This window comes from Brevibacillus fluminis (assembly GCF_052072235.1).
Lineage (GTDB): Bacteria > Bacillota > Bacilli > Brevibacillales > Brevibacillaceae > Brevibacillus_D > Brevibacillus_D fluminis_A.
The window spans coordinates 4,492,432-4,508,399 of record NZ_CM125436.1 but is presented as its reverse complement, the minus strand read 5'-3'; the positions used below and the strand labels follow the sequence as shown (position 1 = coordinate 4,508,399).

Sequence of the window (15,968 nt, the reverse complement as noted above, 5' to 3'; positions counted from 1 at the left end):
CTACACAATTACAATACGGTTGTACAGAAAGAGAGACAGATTTTTGGGGTTGTGGAGTGAAAGGAGTAGAAGAGAATGACCATTGCACAAGAGACGGAAAACCGTGCAGAGAGCTTGAATCCGTACCATATCGTCCAGTCGCAGATCGAACAGGCGGCTGCGCGGTTGGGATTGCCGCGCCATGTGATCGAGATTATGAAAAAGCCGAAGCGGGTGCTGTCCGTCAGCTTTCCAGTCAAGCTCGACGACGGGACAATCCGCGTATTCGAAGGATTCCGTTCCCAACATAACGACGCGATCGGACCGACGAAGGGCGGGATTCGCTTTCATCCGGATGTGAACGAAGACGAGGTCAAAGCGCTGTCCATGTGGATGTCGTTCAAGTGCGGCGTGGTCGGATTGCCGTACGGCGGCGGGAAAGGCGGCGTCATTTGCGATCCGCATCAATACAGCGAAAGCGAAATCGAGCGCATCAGCCGCGGCTTCATGGAGGCGATCGCCGATTTCATCGGGCCTGACAAAGATATTCCTGCACCGGACGTGTACACGACGCCGCAAATCATGGGCTGGATGATGGACACGTACAGCAGGCTGAAAGGCTCCTACAGCCCCGGTGTGATCACCGGCAAACCGCTGAGCATCGGCGGCTCCCAGGGACGGAGCTCGGCAACGGCCCAAGGCTGCGTCTATACGATTGCCGAGGCGATGAACCATCTCGGCAAAAAGCTGCAAGGCGCAACCGTCGCGATCCAGGGCTTCGGCAATGCCGGACGGACCGCAGCTGATCTGCTGGCTGAACTGGGATGCCGCATCGTGGCGGTCAGCGACTCCAAAGGGGCGCTTTACCAGCCGGAAGGGCTTGATTTGGCAGAAGTGAAACGGCTGAAGGACGGTTCCGCGATCACGGATTACCCGGCGCAGTACCGGTTGCAGCGGGCGGAGGAGATTTTGGGGCTGGATGTCGATATTTTGATTCCGGCTGCCTTGGAAAACGTGATCACCGCCCAAAATGCGCATCAGATCAAAGCGAAAATCGTCGCCGAAGCGGCAAACGGCCCGACGACGCCGGAGGCAGACCGCATTCTTTTTGCAAAAGGCGTGCTGGTCATCCCCGATATTTTGGCAAACGCGGGCGGGGTGACCGTTTCCTATTTCGAATGGGTGCAAAACTTGATGCATTACTACTGGAGCGAGCAGGAAGTGAATGAAAAGCTGCGCGCCATCATGATCCAATCGTATCAAGCGGTAAGTCAGCTTGCTGGCGAGCACCAAACCGACTTCCGCACGGCGGCGTACATGATCTCCCTCAAGCGCATTCACGAAGCGATGCGTGCGAGAGGCTGGGTATAACCGGCGTCCGCAGAAAATGCTTGCCATGATGCCCGAACGTGCTTATGATTAAAAGCAATCGAATACGCGATGTACACTAGGGGGGCCAACCTGGCTGAGATGGAAAAGTCGTTTTCCGGACCCTTTGAACCTGATCTGGTTAAGACCAGCGGAGGGAAGTGTTTGACGGCTGTTTCACATGATGGCAGCGGCGTTGTGCCCATGCGTTCATGCAAAACGTCTATTTCCAACCACTTTTTCTTCGGAAAGAGTGGTTTTTTGCGTTTGCCGCGTGATTCGAACGTACGCGAGGGGGTTTCAGCTTGGATCGAGAGAACCGGGAATTGCATCTGATTTCGAACGGAAAGCTGTCGCTGACAGAGTTCGCGGATATTGCGGCACTCGTTTGGCCCTGGGTGACCGCCATCCATCTGCGAGAAAGGATGAAGACTGCACGAGAGCTGTTGGACGGGATCGACTTGCTTCTTCAAGCAGGCGTGCCGCCTGAGAGACTGTACGTCAATGACCGTGCCGATGTTGCGGCAGCAGCAGGGATTCGGGGCGTTCACCTCGCCGGCCATAGCCTGGAGCCAGCACAGGTCAAAGCCATTTTGCCGCGAATACGCATCGGCCAATCGGTTCATTCCGTCGCGGAAGCACGGCACGCCGAGGCAAGCGGAGCGGATTATGTCATGTTCGGCCACGTTTTTGCGACGGAAAGCAAAGCGGGGCTTGCCGGACGGGGGCTTGCAGCGCTTGCCGACGTGGTTCGCACGGTCTCCATCCCGGTCATCGCCATCGGCGGCATGACGCCTGGGAACGCGGAATCGGTGTTCGCAATCGGTGCAAAAGGAATCGCGGTGATGAGCGGCATTCTTGGTGCGGCGAATCCGGCGCATGCCGCTGAAGCGTATTGCCGCACGCTAAAAGAAGGAGGCGGTCGTGACCAATGATTCGCTATGACACAGCCGTGATCGGAGGCGGCGTGATCGGCAGCTCGATTGCCTATCATCTCGCCAAAGGCGGACAAAAGGTGGTTTTGCTGGAAAAAGGCAGGCTCGCCGAAGGAGCATCCAGCGCTGCGGCGGGGATGCTGGGCGCGCAAGCGGAGGAACCGCAATCGGAAGCGCTTTTCAATCTGGCGTGCAAAAGCAGAGACATGTTCCGGGCGATCGCCGGTGAACTGAAAGAATGCTCGGGAATCGACATCGGTCTGGTTTCCACCGGAACGTTGAAGGTGGCGATGACAGAGGAGCAAGCCGTGCATCTTAAGCGGCTGGCTGCCATTCATCGTCAGTATGGCGAGCAGGCAGAGTGGCTGGACGCGGCTGCGGCACGAACGATGGAGCCGAATCTGTCCGGCCGTATTTGCGGAGGTTTGTACATCAAAAAAGACGGGCACGTCCAAGCTCCCGCACTTTCGCTGGCGTTCGCCAAAGCAGCGGCCGCCTTGGGTACGGTCGTTCGCGAACATGTGGCCGCAACGCGTATTTTGCGCGAAAATGGCGCGGTTGCTGGCATCGAGACGGAGGAGGGGCTAATTCGCTGCGACCATGCGGTAGTGGCGACGGGGGCGGGCGGAAACGAGCTGGCAACACTGACTGGCATCTATGTGCCGGTTTATCCGGTAAAAGGCGAATGTTTTTCCGTCACGACGCATGCGCCTTTGCTAACCCGGACGGTGTTTGCTGACGGTTGCTATCTTGTGCCAAAGGCTGCGGGCCGCATCGTGGTGGGGGCAACGATGATAGAAGGGTCCTTCGACCGGTCTGTCAGTCTCGGCGGAATCGCGGCGTTGGTTGCCCAAGCCCGATCGCTTGTTCCGGCAATCGCCGATGCGCAATGGGAAAAGGCTTGGGCTGGCCTGCGGCCGCAGACGCGCGACGGGCTCCCGTATATCGGCGAAGTGCCGGATTGCAAACAGCTTTATGTTGCCGCAGGCCACTACCGCAACGGCGTGCTGCTCAGCCCCATCACGGGTGAAGCGATCGCCGGCCTCATTTTGGGGAGAACACCCCGCGTATCCATCGAAGCGTTCCGCTTGGAGCGGGAGACTTGTGGCCGAGCACATGCAAACAAGGACGGTGATGTAACGTGAATCTGATCATCAATGGGAAAGCATGCGAGGTTCCGGACCGAATCGGGACGATTCAGCATTTGCTCGAACATTTTCAACTGGGCCAAAAGGTTGTCATCGTGGAGCTGAATCAGACGATTCTCGATCAGGCGACGCGGGCTGAAACGAGGATTACCGACGGAGACCGGATTGAAATCGTACATTTTGTAGGAGGCGGTTGAGCCATGTTAACAATCGGAACGAAAAAATTTTCCTCGCGCTTGCTGCTGGGAACAGGCAAGTTCCCGTCGTTTGAAATTCAAAAGGAAGCGGTCGCTGTTTCGGAGGCGCAAATTTTGACGTTCGCGGTCCGGCGCATGAACATCTTTGAACCGTCACAGCCGAATTTTCTGGATCTGCTGGATCTTTCCCGCTACACGCTGTTGCCCAATACGGCTGGCGCGAAAACGGCAGAGGAAGCCGTGCGCATCGCCAAGTTGGCGAAAGCGTCCGGGCTTTGCGACATGATCAAGGTGGAAGTGATCGGCGATAGGAAGACGCTGCTGCCCGATCCAATCGAAACGCTGCGAGCTTCCGAGATGCTGCTTGCGGAAGGCTTCACCGTCCTGACGTATACTTCAGACGATGTGATGCTGGCCAAACGGCTGCAGGAAATGGGCGTGCATGCGGTCATGCCGGGCGCCTCGCCGATCGGCTCCGGCCAAGGCATCGTCAATCCGCTCAACATAAGCCTGATCATCGAGCAAGCGACGGTTCCGATCATCGTGGATGCGGGCATCGGTTCCCCGGCTGATGCGGCGCTTGCCATGGAGCTGGGGGCGGATGGCGTGCTGTTGAACACGGCGGTATCCGGCGCCAGGGACCCGGTGAAGATGGCGCTTGCGATGAAGCTGGCGATCGAGGCTGGACGCCTTGGCTTTGAAGCGGGGCGGATTGAGAAAAAGCGGTATGCGTCAGCAAGCAGTCCCCTCGAAGGGATGAGCCGGCCGTGACGGGACGTTACTCGCGGCAGGAGCTTTTCGCCCCGATCGGCACAGCGGGGCAAAGCCTGCTTGGGCAAAAACATGTGCTGATCATCGGGGCAGGAGCGTTGGGTACTGCGAGCGCCGAGTCGCTGGTCAGAGCAGGGGTGGGCACGCTGACCATCGTGGACCGCGATTACGTCGAATGGAGCAATCTGCAGCGGCAGCAGCTGTACAGCGAAGACGATGCTGCAAAGCGTTTGCCAAAAGCCGTGGCGGCCCAAAAACGGCTGAACCAGCTCAACTCGGACGTGCGCGTCCATGCGCTGGTGATGGATGTGACAACCGCTGAAATTCACACGCTTTTGGCCGGGGTTGACCTCATCGTCGATGCTGCGGATAATTTCGACACGCGGCTGCTGCTCAACGACGCTGCGCAAAAATACGGAAAGCCGTGGATTTACGGCGCGTGCGTCGGAAGCTACGGCATCACGTTTACGATCGTGCCGGGGCGTACGCCCTGTCTCGGATGCCTGATGGAGCAGATCCCGCTGAACGGGCCGACATGCGATACGGCAGGCATCATCGCGCCTGCCGTGCAAATGGTCGTGGCGTATCAGGTGGCGGAGGCGCTCAAAATTTTGGTCGGCGATCACCAATCGCTGCACGGCAAGCTGATTTCCTTCGATCTGTGGACCAATGAACATGCGAGTTTGCACGTGAACGCGTTGAAACGGAAGGATTGCCCTTCCTGCGGGCAACATGCTTCGTACCCTTATTTGCGGCAAGCGAACCAGCCGCAGACGACGATCCTCTGTGGACGCGATACGGTCCAAATCCGCCCGCGTGCTGCCGGCGTACGCGATCTGGCGCAAATCGCCCAACAGCTGTCGCGACAAGGAATCGAAGTCCGGGCCAATCCGTATCTGCTGTCATGCGCGATCGGTGAACAGCGGATCGTTTTGTTTCAGGACGGCCGGGCGCTGGTCCACGGGACCCATGACAAGAGCGAGGCGAAATCGCTGTATCATCGTTTTTTCGGCTAGGCTAACCAAACCGCAATCCGGCGAATAGGCTACTGTATCATGCCTAGGAAAGGATTGAATGTACGATTATGCCGTTTCAATTGCCGACAGGAATCCAAACCAAGTCCATCACCTCGCCGCCGGGAACAACCGTGTACTATCCGCAGGTGACCGGGCTTGCCAATCGACGCGTGCAGGAGCGGATCAACGAGCACATTTTGCGCGCAACCAGAGAATTGATTCATGCGCAGGCCCGATACCAGACATCCAGGCAGCCTGAGATGATCGGGCATTACGAAATCAAAACGAATGAACGGGGTCTCTTGAGCCTGACGTTGACCAACTATGCGATTTCTCCCCATATGGCGCACGGCGTGACGCTGATGAGATCGCTCACCTTCCATGTGAACACCGGCAAGCAATATGCGTTAAGCGACTTGTTCACGCCTGGCAGCAACTATGTCCAGGTGATTTCCGCCAATGTCGCAGCGCAGATCCAAAAGCGCAATATTCCGCTGCTCGGCCCGTTTCAAGGTATCGGCCCCAATCAAGATTACTATTTGGCGGATAAGTCGGTCGTCATTTATTTCCCGCCGTATACGATCAGTCCCGGCTATGTCGGATTCCCGATGTTCCCGATCTCGGTGTATGACCTGACGGATATGGCTCCCGACACAAGCCCGATCTCGATTCTCGCTGCCGATATTTCCTGATTCAGCGTGTCAGAACATAGCAAAACAGGCGATCCGATTGGCTCAGATCGCCTGTTTTTTTGCATTGCGCCTAGGCGGATTCCGCTGTCGGTTCCGCTTTCGGCTGCTGCGGCATCGCTCGTCTCAGGAAAAACGAGATGATCAGTCCTGCAACCACCAGTCCGAAGGCAAGCAGAAATGCGCTTTTCATCCCGGAAATCAAGGCGAGCACCTCGACGGGAGCACCCTCGCCGCCGCCTTGCGGATGCTGCAGGTACTGCTTCTGGCCGGTCGTCATGACGGTGACCAAAAGCGCAGTCCCGACGGCTCCCGCCACCTGCTGGAGCGTACTGATGATCGCCGTGCCGTGCGGATACAGCGGCGGAGGCAGTTCATTCAACGCGTTGGTCATGACAGGCATCATCAGCATCGAGATGCCGAGCATCAAAAGCGTATTCCAGACCATGATCGTGATGTACGAGGTGGCAAGCGTAATGGAGGCAAATTGCCACAGCGTGTTGGCGATCAGCGCAAGCCCGACGACGGCAAGCCATCTGGCGCCGAACTTGTCAAACAGCCGTCCGGTGATCGGCGACATGATGCCCATTACGATTCCGCCGGGGAGCATGATCAGACCAGCTTCCAGCGGGGTGTAGCCAAGCGCGTTTTGCAAAAAGATCGGCAGAAGCATCATGGCAGAGAACATCGCCATCATGACGATGATCATGATCAATGTGGACATGCGGAAGATCCGGTAGGTAAATGTCCGCAAATCGAGCAATGGCTGCGGGATCGCAAGCTGTCTCCAAATGAACAATCCAAGCGACACGGCCCCGACCGCGATCGGCAACAGAACGCTGCTGCTCCCCCAGCCGCCCTGCGGATCGCCCGCGCTGCTGAACCCGTAGACGATTCCGCCGAAGCCGAGCGTCGAGAGCAGAAGCGAAGGCAGATCAACTTGCGGCCGCGACGTTTCCGTCACATTTTTCAGCTTGGCATAGGCGATGGCCATGACGAACAGCGCGATGGGCAGGATGCTGTAAAACAACACGCGCCAGCTGTAATGCTCCACGATGATACCCGACAAGGTTGGTCCGATCGCGGGTGCGAAAGTAATGACGATCCCGATCGTCCCCATCGCTTGACCGCGTTTTTCGAGCGCCACTGTCGCGAACACCACGTTGGTCAAAAGCGGGAAGAGCAGCCCGGTCCCCGAAGCTTGCAGCGTTCTGCCGAGCAGGAGCATGCCGAAGTTGGGAGAGATTGCGGCGACGAACGTTCCGATCGTAAACAAGCCCATCGCAGAGAGGAACAAGCCTCTCGTCGTGAACCGCTGGATCAAAAAGGCGGTGACGGGAATCAGCACGCCGATCACCAGCAAATAACCGGTCGACAGCCACTGTGCCGTGCTGGGAGAAATGCCGATGTCCCCCATGATTTTGGATAACGCCACATTGAGGAGCGTTTCGTTGAGAATGGCGACAAACACGCCGAGAATCATCACCATGACGACGAACAGATTCCCTTTGCTTCCAAACGTCCCCCCTGTATTCTTTGCATCGCTTTGCATATTTTGCATGCTCAAATCCGTGTTCCTCCCTTGCAAGGCCGCAGCATGATTGCGACCACATATGCGTGATTCATCAGTTCACTTTTCCTATTCTAGCCCAAAATCGCAGCAATTGGTTTCTTTTCAATTGCGAACTTGCCGATTCTCGCACATTCATGGCAATTTTTTGCTGTTCTGCTTCCCAATTACAAGAATGTGCCTCTCTCTTTTGAGAAGCGAGCGCTTTCAATGGAAACCGGGGAATTCAATGATTCCAATTATTGTAAATGAGAATGGAGATGCTCCAATAAAAGGCATCATCACCGTTTGTGAAGCTGGTACAGAAGTTGCTACGGCTTTATATGGGCGCGAGCGCGGCATAGCCGGGCAGGGCGACCCGCCAAAAATGCGAAGGGAAGTGGAATCTCAATTGAAACGGATTCGGGAAGCAGCAGTAGCAGGATGCACGGTTGGAAGCAAGCAAAAACAATATTCCAGTGGAGGAGGACGACGATCTGAGTTTTGCGATGGTCATTTTAGGTATTGGCGGAGTCGGTCAAGTTTGCGCGAGGGAAGCAGCCAAGCGTGAGTATGTAACCCATCTTGTTTTGGCGGATCTTTTTCCGGCAGCTGCCGAGCGATTGGCAGAACAGCTGCGCGAACAAACGAAGGCGACGATTGAGGTCGTAAAAGCAGATGCGAGCGATGCCGCAAGCGTGGCGGCGATTCTCGGCGCGGCGGACGTATGCGTTTATGCGGGTCTGCCTGAATATAATTTTCAAGTGATGCAGGCGTGCCTTGAGACAGGGACGTCTTATATTGATTTGGCCGCAGACGGCCCCGGTTCCGGCTACCAGCTGGAGCAATTGGCATGGGATGAACGATTCAAACAGGCAGGCATCCTCGGCATCATGGGGATGGGCTGCGATCCTGGCTTTACCAACATCGCGGCGCGTTATGCCGCCGACCAGATGGACCGCGTCACACGCATCAGCGTGCTGGATGGGGACAAATCGACGGTCGATTTCGACGGGTATTGCGCCTATTTCAGTCCGGCGACGGCGATCAAGGAGTGTCTCGGCAATCCGAACTACTGGACGCCGCAAACAGGCGAATGCTTCGATTGGGAGCCGCTTTCCAACAAGGAGCGCATCCAGTTTCCGGAGCCGGTCGGCTGGCTCGATTGCTACAATGTCGAGCATGAGGAAGTCGCCACGCTCGGCACGTCGATCGGCAAAGGCTGCGAGTATGTCGATTTCAAGTACGCGCTGTCCGAGGAGTTCGTCACGATGCTGCGCGTGATCCAAAAGCTCGGCTTGGCCAGCGAAGAGCCGGTGGAGGCAGGCGGACAATCGGTGGTGCCGCTTGATCTCGTCGTGCGCGCAATGCCCAAGCCTGCGGATTTGGCTGGGAAAATTCACGGACACTCCTGCATCGGCACCCTCGTGCATGGCACAAAGGGCGATCGGGCGGTGGAGATGTTCGTCTACTCCCTGATCAGCCACGATGAGGTGTATGCCGAGCACGGCTCACAGGCGACCGTCTGGCAAACCGGCGTTCCGCCGATCGTAGCCGTGGACATGATGGCCGAAGGGCTTTTGACTCGCACGGGCTGCATTCCGCCGGAGATGATCGATCCCGTTCCATTCCTGGAACGATTGCGAGCGAGAGGAATGAGATGGGACGTAACGATGAAAACAAGTCCACTTGTGTAAGCTGGCTTGAAACATAGATCGCGAAGAAACCCGCAGAGAAGAAATAAAGAGAGAGAAACCGGTACTTTCCGCATGAGACGAGGAGGGTAACGATGGGGGTTAGGATACGTTCGCATGAATCGAAACGGCAGCATCGCTTGTGGGCCGCCCTGACAGTGGGGCTGTCCCTCTTGCTGCTGGCCGCATGCAGCCAGACGCCGGCTGCCACGAATGGGCAAAAGGCGGGCGGCGAGGTTGTGTTCTCCAACTGGTCGGATTTCACGCCGGAGACGATGCTGAAAAATTTTGAGCAAGAAACAGGCATTAAAGTCAAATTCAGCACGTTTTCGTCCAATGAAGAGGTGTTGGCCAAGCTTTCTGCCGGCGGCTTGGGCAATTACGACTTGATCGTGGTGAGCGATTACACGGTGGATATTTTGCGTAAGCAGGGGATGCTTGAAGAGATTGACAAGGCGAACATTCCGAATTTCAAAAACTTGATCCCCGCGTTTTTGGATCAGGCGTTCGATCCCGGTAACAAATACTCGATTCCGTACATGGCTGGCAACGTGATCATCGCCTACAACAAGGACACGGTGAAAAAGCCGATTACAGGCTATGCGGATCTGTGGGACCCGGAGTTCGTCAACAATCTGGTCGTTTTGGATGACCAGCGGACACTGATCGGCATCGCCAACAAAATGCAGGGGAAATCGATGAACGATACGGACCCTGCAGTCTTGAAAAAATCGCTCGACTTTTTGCTTGCGCTCAAGCCGAACATCAAGGCGTTTGACAGCGACAGTCCCAAAAACATGCTGATCAACGGCGAGGTGAAGGCGGGGATCGTCTGGGGAGCCGAGGCGGCGCTGGCCCGCAAAGACAACCCGTCGATCGTCACGGTCAATCCGAAGGAAGGCATGCAGCTGTGGATCGACAACCTGGTGATTCCAAAAGGGGCGCCGCACAAGCAAAATGCGGAGGCGTTCATCAATTTCATGCTGGAAGGCAAAAACAGCGTGGAGCTGACAAAAGCGTTTCCGTACATGTTGCCCAATTCGGCAGGCCTTGAATTGACCGATGATTCGATCAAAAATGATCCGGCCGTTTATCCGCCGGAAGAGGATATGAAGAAGGGCGAGTATTTTATCGATGTCGGTGATGCAACCACCGAACTGGATAGAATCTGGTCGCAATTCAAGCAATAAAAATCGAAGGGGGACACACTCTTGCAGATGAATATCGCCATTGTGGGAGCAGGCGCAGTCGGGCACGTGGCTGCGATGGAAGCGATCAAAACGACTTATGTGAAAAAACTGGTGGTGGCTGACATTTCGCCGCAGGCAGCCGAGCATTTGGCCCAAAAGCTGCGGGGAAAAACAACCGCCGACATCGTGGCGGCGCGAGTGGACGCGAGCGATACCGATAGCGTGGCTGCGATTCTTGGGGACATCGACGTGTTGGTACACGCAGGCATCCCGCAATACAACTTCACGGTGATGGAAGCGTGCATCCGGACCAAAACCAACTATATCGATATGGCAGCCGATTCGCCGACATGGCTGTTGAAACAGCTGGAATGGGACGGCAGGTTCAAGGAAGCGGGCATTCTCGGCATCATGGGACTGGGCTGCGATCCGGGCTTCACCAACATTGCGGCCCGCTATGCCGTCGACCAGCTGGACACGGTGAAAAGCATCACCGTGCTGGACGGGGACAAATCCGTGGTCGACTACGAAGGCTTTTGCGCCTATTTCAGCCCGCAGACAGCGATCAAGGAATGCCTGGCCAAACCGAATTACTGGAGCAAGGAAGAAGGGATGCAGTTCGATGCCAAGCCGTTCACGCGCCAGGACGAGTATGAGTTTCCCGAGCCGATCGGCTGGCTCGACTGCTACCGCGTCGAACATGAGGAGGTCGCGACGTTGGGCGAGACGATCGGCCGCGCCAAAGGCTGCGAGCTGGTCGAATTCATGTACGCGCTTCATCCCGACTATGTGAACACGCTGAAGGTGCTGAGCTATCTCGGCCTGGATGGCGACGAGCCGATCAAGGTGGATGGCTCCGATGTGATCCCGCTCCACGTCGTGGTCACCTCGATGCCGAAGCCGCAGGACCTCGCAGGCAAAATCCACGGCTTTTCCTGCATCGGCACGGTCGTCAAAGGGATGAAGGATGGCGAATTGGTGGAGCTGTTCGTCTACTCGATGGTCAATCATGATGAAGTGTACTTGCGGATGAACACGCAGGCCACCGTATTCCAGACCGGGGTGCCGCCGATTGTCGCGATCGACATGATGGCAGAAGGGCTTTTGAACCAGACGGGATGCATTCCCCCGGAAATGATCGAGCCGATCCCGTTTCTCGCTCGTTTGGAATCGCGTGGCATGAAATGGTATGTGAGCAAGAAGACGACGCCGGTGTATGAACGGATTGAAGCGTAAGCAAAACCAGAGCCGTCAGGAAATTCCTGGCGGCTTTTTTGTGCGGGTAATCTGCTTCCGTCGAGGACTATCGGGATGTTTACAACCCCTGCCTGTTCCTGTCTGTGGCAATCCTATCCAAATCGGATCCCGATTTTCACGTCATCAAGAAGTGAAATTTTTGTGCGGCCTAGACAATTCAAAACCTCAGCGATTATCATAGGAGACAGTAATAATGATAATTCTTTTCATTTATGAATGCTAAGGATGCGAGACATAGATGGTGTTAAGTGAATGCAGCATCGGCGCAAGCGCACGGATCCTCGCGTTGGACATGGCGGACGCCCAGCGAAAACGGATGATGGATCTCGGGCTGATGCCGGGAACAGAAGTGAAACTGGTGCGGAAGGCACCGCTCGGCGACCCGCTCGTCGTGCAGGTGCGCGGCTATTTGATCAGCTTTCGGATGTCGGAAGCGCGTCGGATCGAAATCGAAAGAATACCCTAGATTCAATGGAAGAAGTTGGTCGTTGTGAAAACCATCATCGCATTGGCGGGCAACCCCAATGCCGGAAAAACCTCATTGTTTAATGTACTGACAGGCACGCGGCAGCAAGTGGGCAACTGGCCGGGTGTCACGGTCGAGAAAAAAGAAGGCGTGATCAAAGGGCTCGATGGGAGCGTGCTGATCGATCTGCCGGGGATTTACAGCTTATCTGCGCAATCGCTGGAGGAAAAGTTGGCGATCTCCTATCTGCTGCTGGAAACGCCGGACACGATCGTCAATATCGTCGATGCCTCCAATCTGGAGCGCAATTTGTACTTTTCGCTGCAGCTTTTGGAGATGGGCCTGCCCAGCATCGTCGTGCTCAATATGATGGATGTGGCGCGTTCGCGCGGGCTGCAGATCGATGAAAACAAGCTTGCAGACCGTTTGGGCGTCCCCGTCATTCCAATGGTGGCGCGCAAAGGCAGCGGCCATGAGCGGTTGCTGGGACAGCTTGCGGAACGCCGGGCGACTGCAAGCGGGCTTGCGCTCGTCTATCCTTCCGAGGTGGAGGAGGCGATCGGCCGATTGCTTCCGCATTGCAGCGGCATTCAGCTGGGGCAAGCGCTTAACCCGCGTTGGCTCGCAGCGATGTGGCTGGAGCGCAACGAATCGGTGGGGCAGATGATTCAGTCGCGCGTGACGCAAGCTGTATATCGGGATATGGAACGAATCCGCGATGAATACCGGCAGGCCGACCAATTGATCCGCAATGCGCGGTACACGTGGATCGAACATGTGCTGGCTGATGTGACGGAGCAAAAAAAACAGGTGACCAGCACATGGAGCGACCGGATCGACAGCCTGGTTCTGCACCGCATCTGGGGCATTCCGATCTTTCTCGGCTTCATGTATCTGGTGTTCCAGCTGACGTTCAGCTGGATCGGGACGACGCTGTCGGATGTGATGGATGCGTTTTTCAGCGGCACGCTGACGGAATGGGTGCAGCAGGCGCTTGCGCTGATGGACAGCCCGGAGTGGTTCAGCAAGCTGGTGACCGACGGAATATTGGCGGGTGTCGGCTCTGTCCTCGTGTTTGTGCCGCAGATCGCGATCCTGTTTCTCTGCCTGTCCTTTTTGGAGGACTCCGGCTATATGGCGCGCGCTGCGATTTTGATGGACCGGTTCATGCTGGCGATCGGCTTGAACGGAAAAGCCTTCATCCCGCTGATTCTCGGGTTTGGCTGCAATGTGCCGGCGATCATGGCGACGCGCACGCTGGAAGACCCGAAAGGACGACTGGTCACCGCGCTGATCGCGCCGTTCATGTCCTGCTCGGCGCGGTTGTCCGTATTTTCCTTGTTTGTGGCGGCGTTTTTTACCAATCATCAGGCGGAAATCGTGTTCATCCTCTATGTGACCGGGATTTTGATGGCCGTGTTTACCGCATTTTTGCTGAAGCGATTCATCAAGGCCGAGGAAGGGCTGTTCCTGATGGAATTGCCGCCGTATCGTGCGCCGATGGTCAAAAGCTTGCTATTGCACACGTGGGACAAAGCCAAAGGATTTGTGCGCAAAGCCGGGACGATCATTTTCGGGATGTCGGTGCTGATCTGGTTCCTCGGCAATTACTCCTGGCATGGCGCCGCCCCGATGAATGAGAGCTTCCTCGCGGCCATCGGCGGAAGCATCGCGCCGCTGTTCGCACCGATGGGTTTTGCGACTTGGCAGGCAGGCGTATCGCTGATCACCGGGTTTTTGGCGAAAGAGGTCGTCGTCACGACGATGAGCATCGCGTATATGGCGGGAGACAGCGGCAATTCGCTGATGACCTTGCTGCAAGGCGCGTTTTCCCCGGCAGCGGCGCTTTCCTTTCTGTTTTTCCTGCTGCTGTATACCCCGTGCGTGTCCACGGTCGTGATCATGAAAAAAGAAACGGGTTCGTGGAAGTGGACGCTTCTGTCTGTCGTATACAGCTTTGTGGCGGCATGGGTTGTGGCGTTGCTCGTCTATGAAGTGGCGCGAGTCATTTACTAAAAGTCGAAAGGCGGAATGGAAATGATCTATCTGGTGATGGCTGCAGTTCTGGGCTTTGCGACATGGCAACTGATCGCGTTTGCGAAACGGGCGAGGGCGGGCAAATGCGGCGGCGGAGGCTGCAGCGGCTGTGCGGCAGCGGGTGGAAACATGGTGTGCACCAAAAAATAAAGGAAGCTGTCAGCGGACCGATGGTTCTGCTGACAGCTTTTTTTTGCCAAAAGAGGGATGAGCTAGGCGATCTTTTCATCTTCCGGGACGTCTCTTGCTTGCTCGCGCGCGTAATACTTGCCTTTGGTCGCCACCGCCAAAATCACCGTCAAGGCAAAGGCAAGGATGGCGGCGAAAAATGCGGCGATGTTTTGCAAGAACGCCCCCATGTGGCCGAAGGCGGCGACGGTGCCCAAGATGCTCGAAACCAGCAGCGAGATGACGCCGACCGGGTTCCACGGGTACAGATACTGGCTGCGGTATTCGAAAAACAGCGGGCCGATCTTGAGCCATCGTTTGACCACAAGCGCATCTGCGACCAAGATCGCAGCCCACGCAAACAAAAAGACGCCTTGGAACGTCAACAGCGGTCCGAGGTAATCAAGCGCGCCGGCCAGCATGGCGACGATCGCCGTGAGGGCGGTGGTCGCCACCCAGAAAGTGCGTCCCGGCCGGAAGCGGAAGACGTGCTCGAAGAAATTGGCGAGCGACAAGGAGCCGCTGTACAAGTTGGTAATGTTGATGCGCAGCTGCGTCAGAATCGTGAAAAGCGCGCCGCCGATCCCGATCAGGTGAACAAAATACACGCCGGGATTCGGCTCGCCCAGCCGCACGCCGAACCAGATCCCTGCCAATCCCATCAAAAAGAAGCAGACCAGCTGCGGAATGAAGCCGACGGCAAAGACGCCGATTTTCATTTCCTCGCGCTTGATGAAGCGGGCATAGTCGGAGACCAGAAGCGCCATGATGCCGACCAGCCCGTTCATAATGCCGATGCAGGTCAACAGCATCGTCCCGCCAACCTGCGCGCCCTCCGGCAAAAAGGACCAGATTCCGCCGGTGTAGGCGGGAGCAATCCGCATCGCCGCGACGATGCCTGCGCCAAGCAAGACGATGAAGACGGGCAGCGTCCATTTTTGCAGTTTCTCCAATTGCTTCATGCCAAACCAGTTGAACGGAATGACGATCAGTCCGAAAAAAACCATCAGCACCCAAACGGGCACGACCTGTACATATTCATGGACAGCGCTGGCCATGATGGACCCTTCGATTGCGGAATACATGATGAAGTTCATCGCATAAATGAAAGACGTGATCGATGCGCCGACATAGCCGAACCCGCCGCCGCGCGCCATGAGATTGGTGTTCAGGCCGGATTTGGCTGCATAGTAGGCGATCGCGATCCCCAAAACACCGCCGACTGCCGTCGCATAAATTTCGGCGATCAATGCATTCATGCTGCCGTAGGCGGTCGCCATCAGGCTGCCCATCTGCATGAAGACCATGGCGGTTGCGACCCCGAGCGTTACATTGGTGATGCTCCACCATTTCATGCGGTAGTGCACAGGCACTTTTTCCAGAGCGTAGTCTTCCTTTTGTTCCTGGGAGGAATCGCCGGATGAAGTAGTCGGACGAATGATTTCTGCCACGTGAATCAACCCCTTTGTTTGACTGTTATTTCTCTTCTGGACAACCAGGATGT

At 56.4% G+C, this 15,968-nt stretch carries 15 protein-coding genes and 1 riboswitch; of the genes, 13 read left to right on the top strand and 2 right to left on the bottom strand.

Annotated features, from left to right (window positions below; genetic code table 11):
- Nucleotides 1–75 precede the first annotated feature (75 nt).
- The 7 genes from ACTID9_RS22220 to ACTID9_RS22190 all read left to right on the top strand — a co-directional run bounded on the left by ACTID9_RS22220 (nucleotide 76) and on the right by ACTID9_RS22190 (nucleotide 6,106).
- Nucleotides 76–1,350: a Glu/Leu/Phe/Val family dehydrogenase gene (locus ACTID9_RS22220; protein ID WP_441067045.1), complete on the top strand. Its 1,275-nt coding sequence runs from the start codon at nucleotides 76–78 to the stop codon at nucleotides 1,348–1,350.
- 68 nt (nucleotides 1,351–1,418) lie between these two features.
- Nucleotides 1,419–1,524: riboswitch (TPP riboswitch) on the top strand.
- A gap of 128 nt (nucleotides 1,525–1,652) precedes the next feature.
- The gene (locus tag ACTID9_RS22215) at nucleotides 1,653–2,282 is read left to right on the top strand and encodes a thiamine phosphate synthase (protein WP_441067044.1); all 630 of its coding nucleotides are present in this window, start codon (nucleotides 1,653–1,655) and stop codon (nucleotides 2,280–2,282) included.
- On the top strand, nucleotides 2,279–3,427 hold the full coding sequence (gene thiO, locus ACTID9_RS22210) for a glycine oxidase ThiO (protein ID WP_441067043.1): 1,149 nt from the start codon (nucleotides 2,279–2,281) through the stop codon (nucleotides 3,425–3,427). The genes ACTID9_RS22215 and thiO overlap by 4 nt, the downstream gene beginning before the upstream one ends.
- Nucleotides 3,424–3,627: a sulfur carrier protein ThiS gene (thiS, locus tag ACTID9_RS22205; RefSeq protein ID WP_441067042.1), complete on the top strand. Its 204-nt coding sequence runs from the start codon at nucleotides 3,424–3,426 to the stop codon at nucleotides 3,625–3,627. The genes thiO and thiS overlap by 4 nt, the downstream gene beginning before the upstream one ends.
- A gap of 3 nt (nucleotides 3,628–3,630) precedes the next feature.
- Complete coding sequence (locus tag ACTID9_RS22200; protein WP_441067041.1) at nucleotides 3,631–4,398, top strand: thiazole synthase; 768 nt, start codon at nucleotides 3,631–3,633, stop codon at nucleotides 4,396–4,398.
- Complete coding sequence (locus tag ACTID9_RS22195) at nucleotides 4,395–5,414, top strand: thiazole biosynthesis adenylyltransferase ThiF (RefSeq protein WP_441067040.1); 1,020 nt, start codon at nucleotides 4,395–4,397, stop codon at nucleotides 5,412–5,414. Before ACTID9_RS22200 ends, ACTID9_RS22195 begins: the two co-directional genes overlap by 4 nt.
- Before the next feature lie 68 nt (nucleotides 5,415–5,482).
- A complete protein-coding gene (locus ACTID9_RS22190; protein ID WP_441067039.1) occupies nucleotides 5,483–6,106 on the top strand; it encodes a DUF3298 domain-containing protein in 624 nt (207 codons plus the stop codon).
- Nucleotides 6,107–6,176: 70 nt separating this feature from the next.
- Here ACTID9_RS22190 and ACTID9_RS22185 read toward each other — a convergent pair whose 3' ends face one another.
- Nucleotides 6,177–7,664, bottom strand: a complete 1,488-nt coding sequence (locus ACTID9_RS22185; RefSeq protein ID WP_441072695.1) for an MDR family MFS transporter — start codon at nucleotides 7,662–7,664, stop codon at nucleotides 6,177–6,179.
- 440 nt (nucleotides 7,665–8,104) lie between these two features.
- On the opposite strand from ACTID9_RS22185, the gene ACTID9_RS22180 reads away from it, so the two are divergent.
- The 6 genes from ACTID9_RS22180 to ACTID9_RS22155 all read left to right on the top strand — a co-directional run bounded on the left by ACTID9_RS22180 (nucleotide 8,105) and on the right by ACTID9_RS22155 (nucleotide 14,446).
- Nucleotides 8,105–9,349, top strand: coding sequence for a saccharopine dehydrogenase family protein (locus tag ACTID9_RS22180; RefSeq protein WP_441067038.1), 1,245 nt, complete (start codon nucleotides 8,105–8,107; stop codon nucleotides 9,347–9,349).
- A 92-nt stretch (nucleotides 9,350–9,441) separates the two neighbouring features.
- Entirely contained in the window at nucleotides 9,442–10,536 is a 1,095-nt protein-coding gene (locus ACTID9_RS22175; RefSeq protein ID WP_441067037.1) for a polyamine ABC transporter substrate-binding protein, read from the top strand.
- A gap of 27 nt (nucleotides 10,537–10,563) precedes the next feature.
- Nucleotides 10,564–11,772 carry a saccharopine dehydrogenase family protein gene (locus ACTID9_RS22170; RefSeq protein WP_441072693.1) on the top strand — a complete coding sequence of 403 codons (1,209 nt, stop codon included), beginning with the start codon at nucleotides 10,564–10,566 and terminating at the stop codon, nucleotides 11,770–11,772.
- A 259-nt stretch (nucleotides 11,773–12,031) separates the two neighbouring features.
- The gene (locus tag ACTID9_RS22165; RefSeq protein ID WP_441067036.1) at nucleotides 12,032–12,259 is read left to right on the top strand and encodes a FeoA family protein; all 228 of its coding nucleotides are present in this window, start codon (nucleotides 12,032–12,034) and stop codon (nucleotides 12,257–12,259) included.
- Between the two features lie 24 nt (nucleotides 12,260–12,283).
- Nucleotides 12,284–14,275 carry a ferrous iron transport protein B gene (gene feoB, locus ACTID9_RS22160; RefSeq protein WP_441067035.1) on the top strand — a complete coding sequence of 664 codons (1,992 nt, stop codon included), beginning with the start codon at nucleotides 12,284–12,286 and terminating at the stop codon, nucleotides 14,273–14,275.
- A 21-nt stretch (nucleotides 14,276–14,296) separates the two neighbouring features.
- On the top strand, nucleotides 14,297–14,446 hold the full coding sequence (locus ACTID9_RS22155) for a hypothetical protein (protein WP_441067034.1): 150 nt from the start codon (nucleotides 14,297–14,299) through the stop codon (nucleotides 14,444–14,446).
- A 62-nt stretch (nucleotides 14,447–14,508) separates the two neighbouring features.
- On the opposite strand, the gene ACTID9_RS22150 is transcribed toward ACTID9_RS22155, so the two are convergent.
- Nucleotides 14,509–15,915, bottom strand: a complete 1,407-nt coding sequence (locus ACTID9_RS22150; RefSeq protein ID WP_441067033.1) for a purine-cytosine permease family protein — start codon at nucleotides 15,913–15,915, stop codon at nucleotides 14,509–14,511.
- Nucleotides 15,916–15,968: the final 53 nt, after the last annotated feature.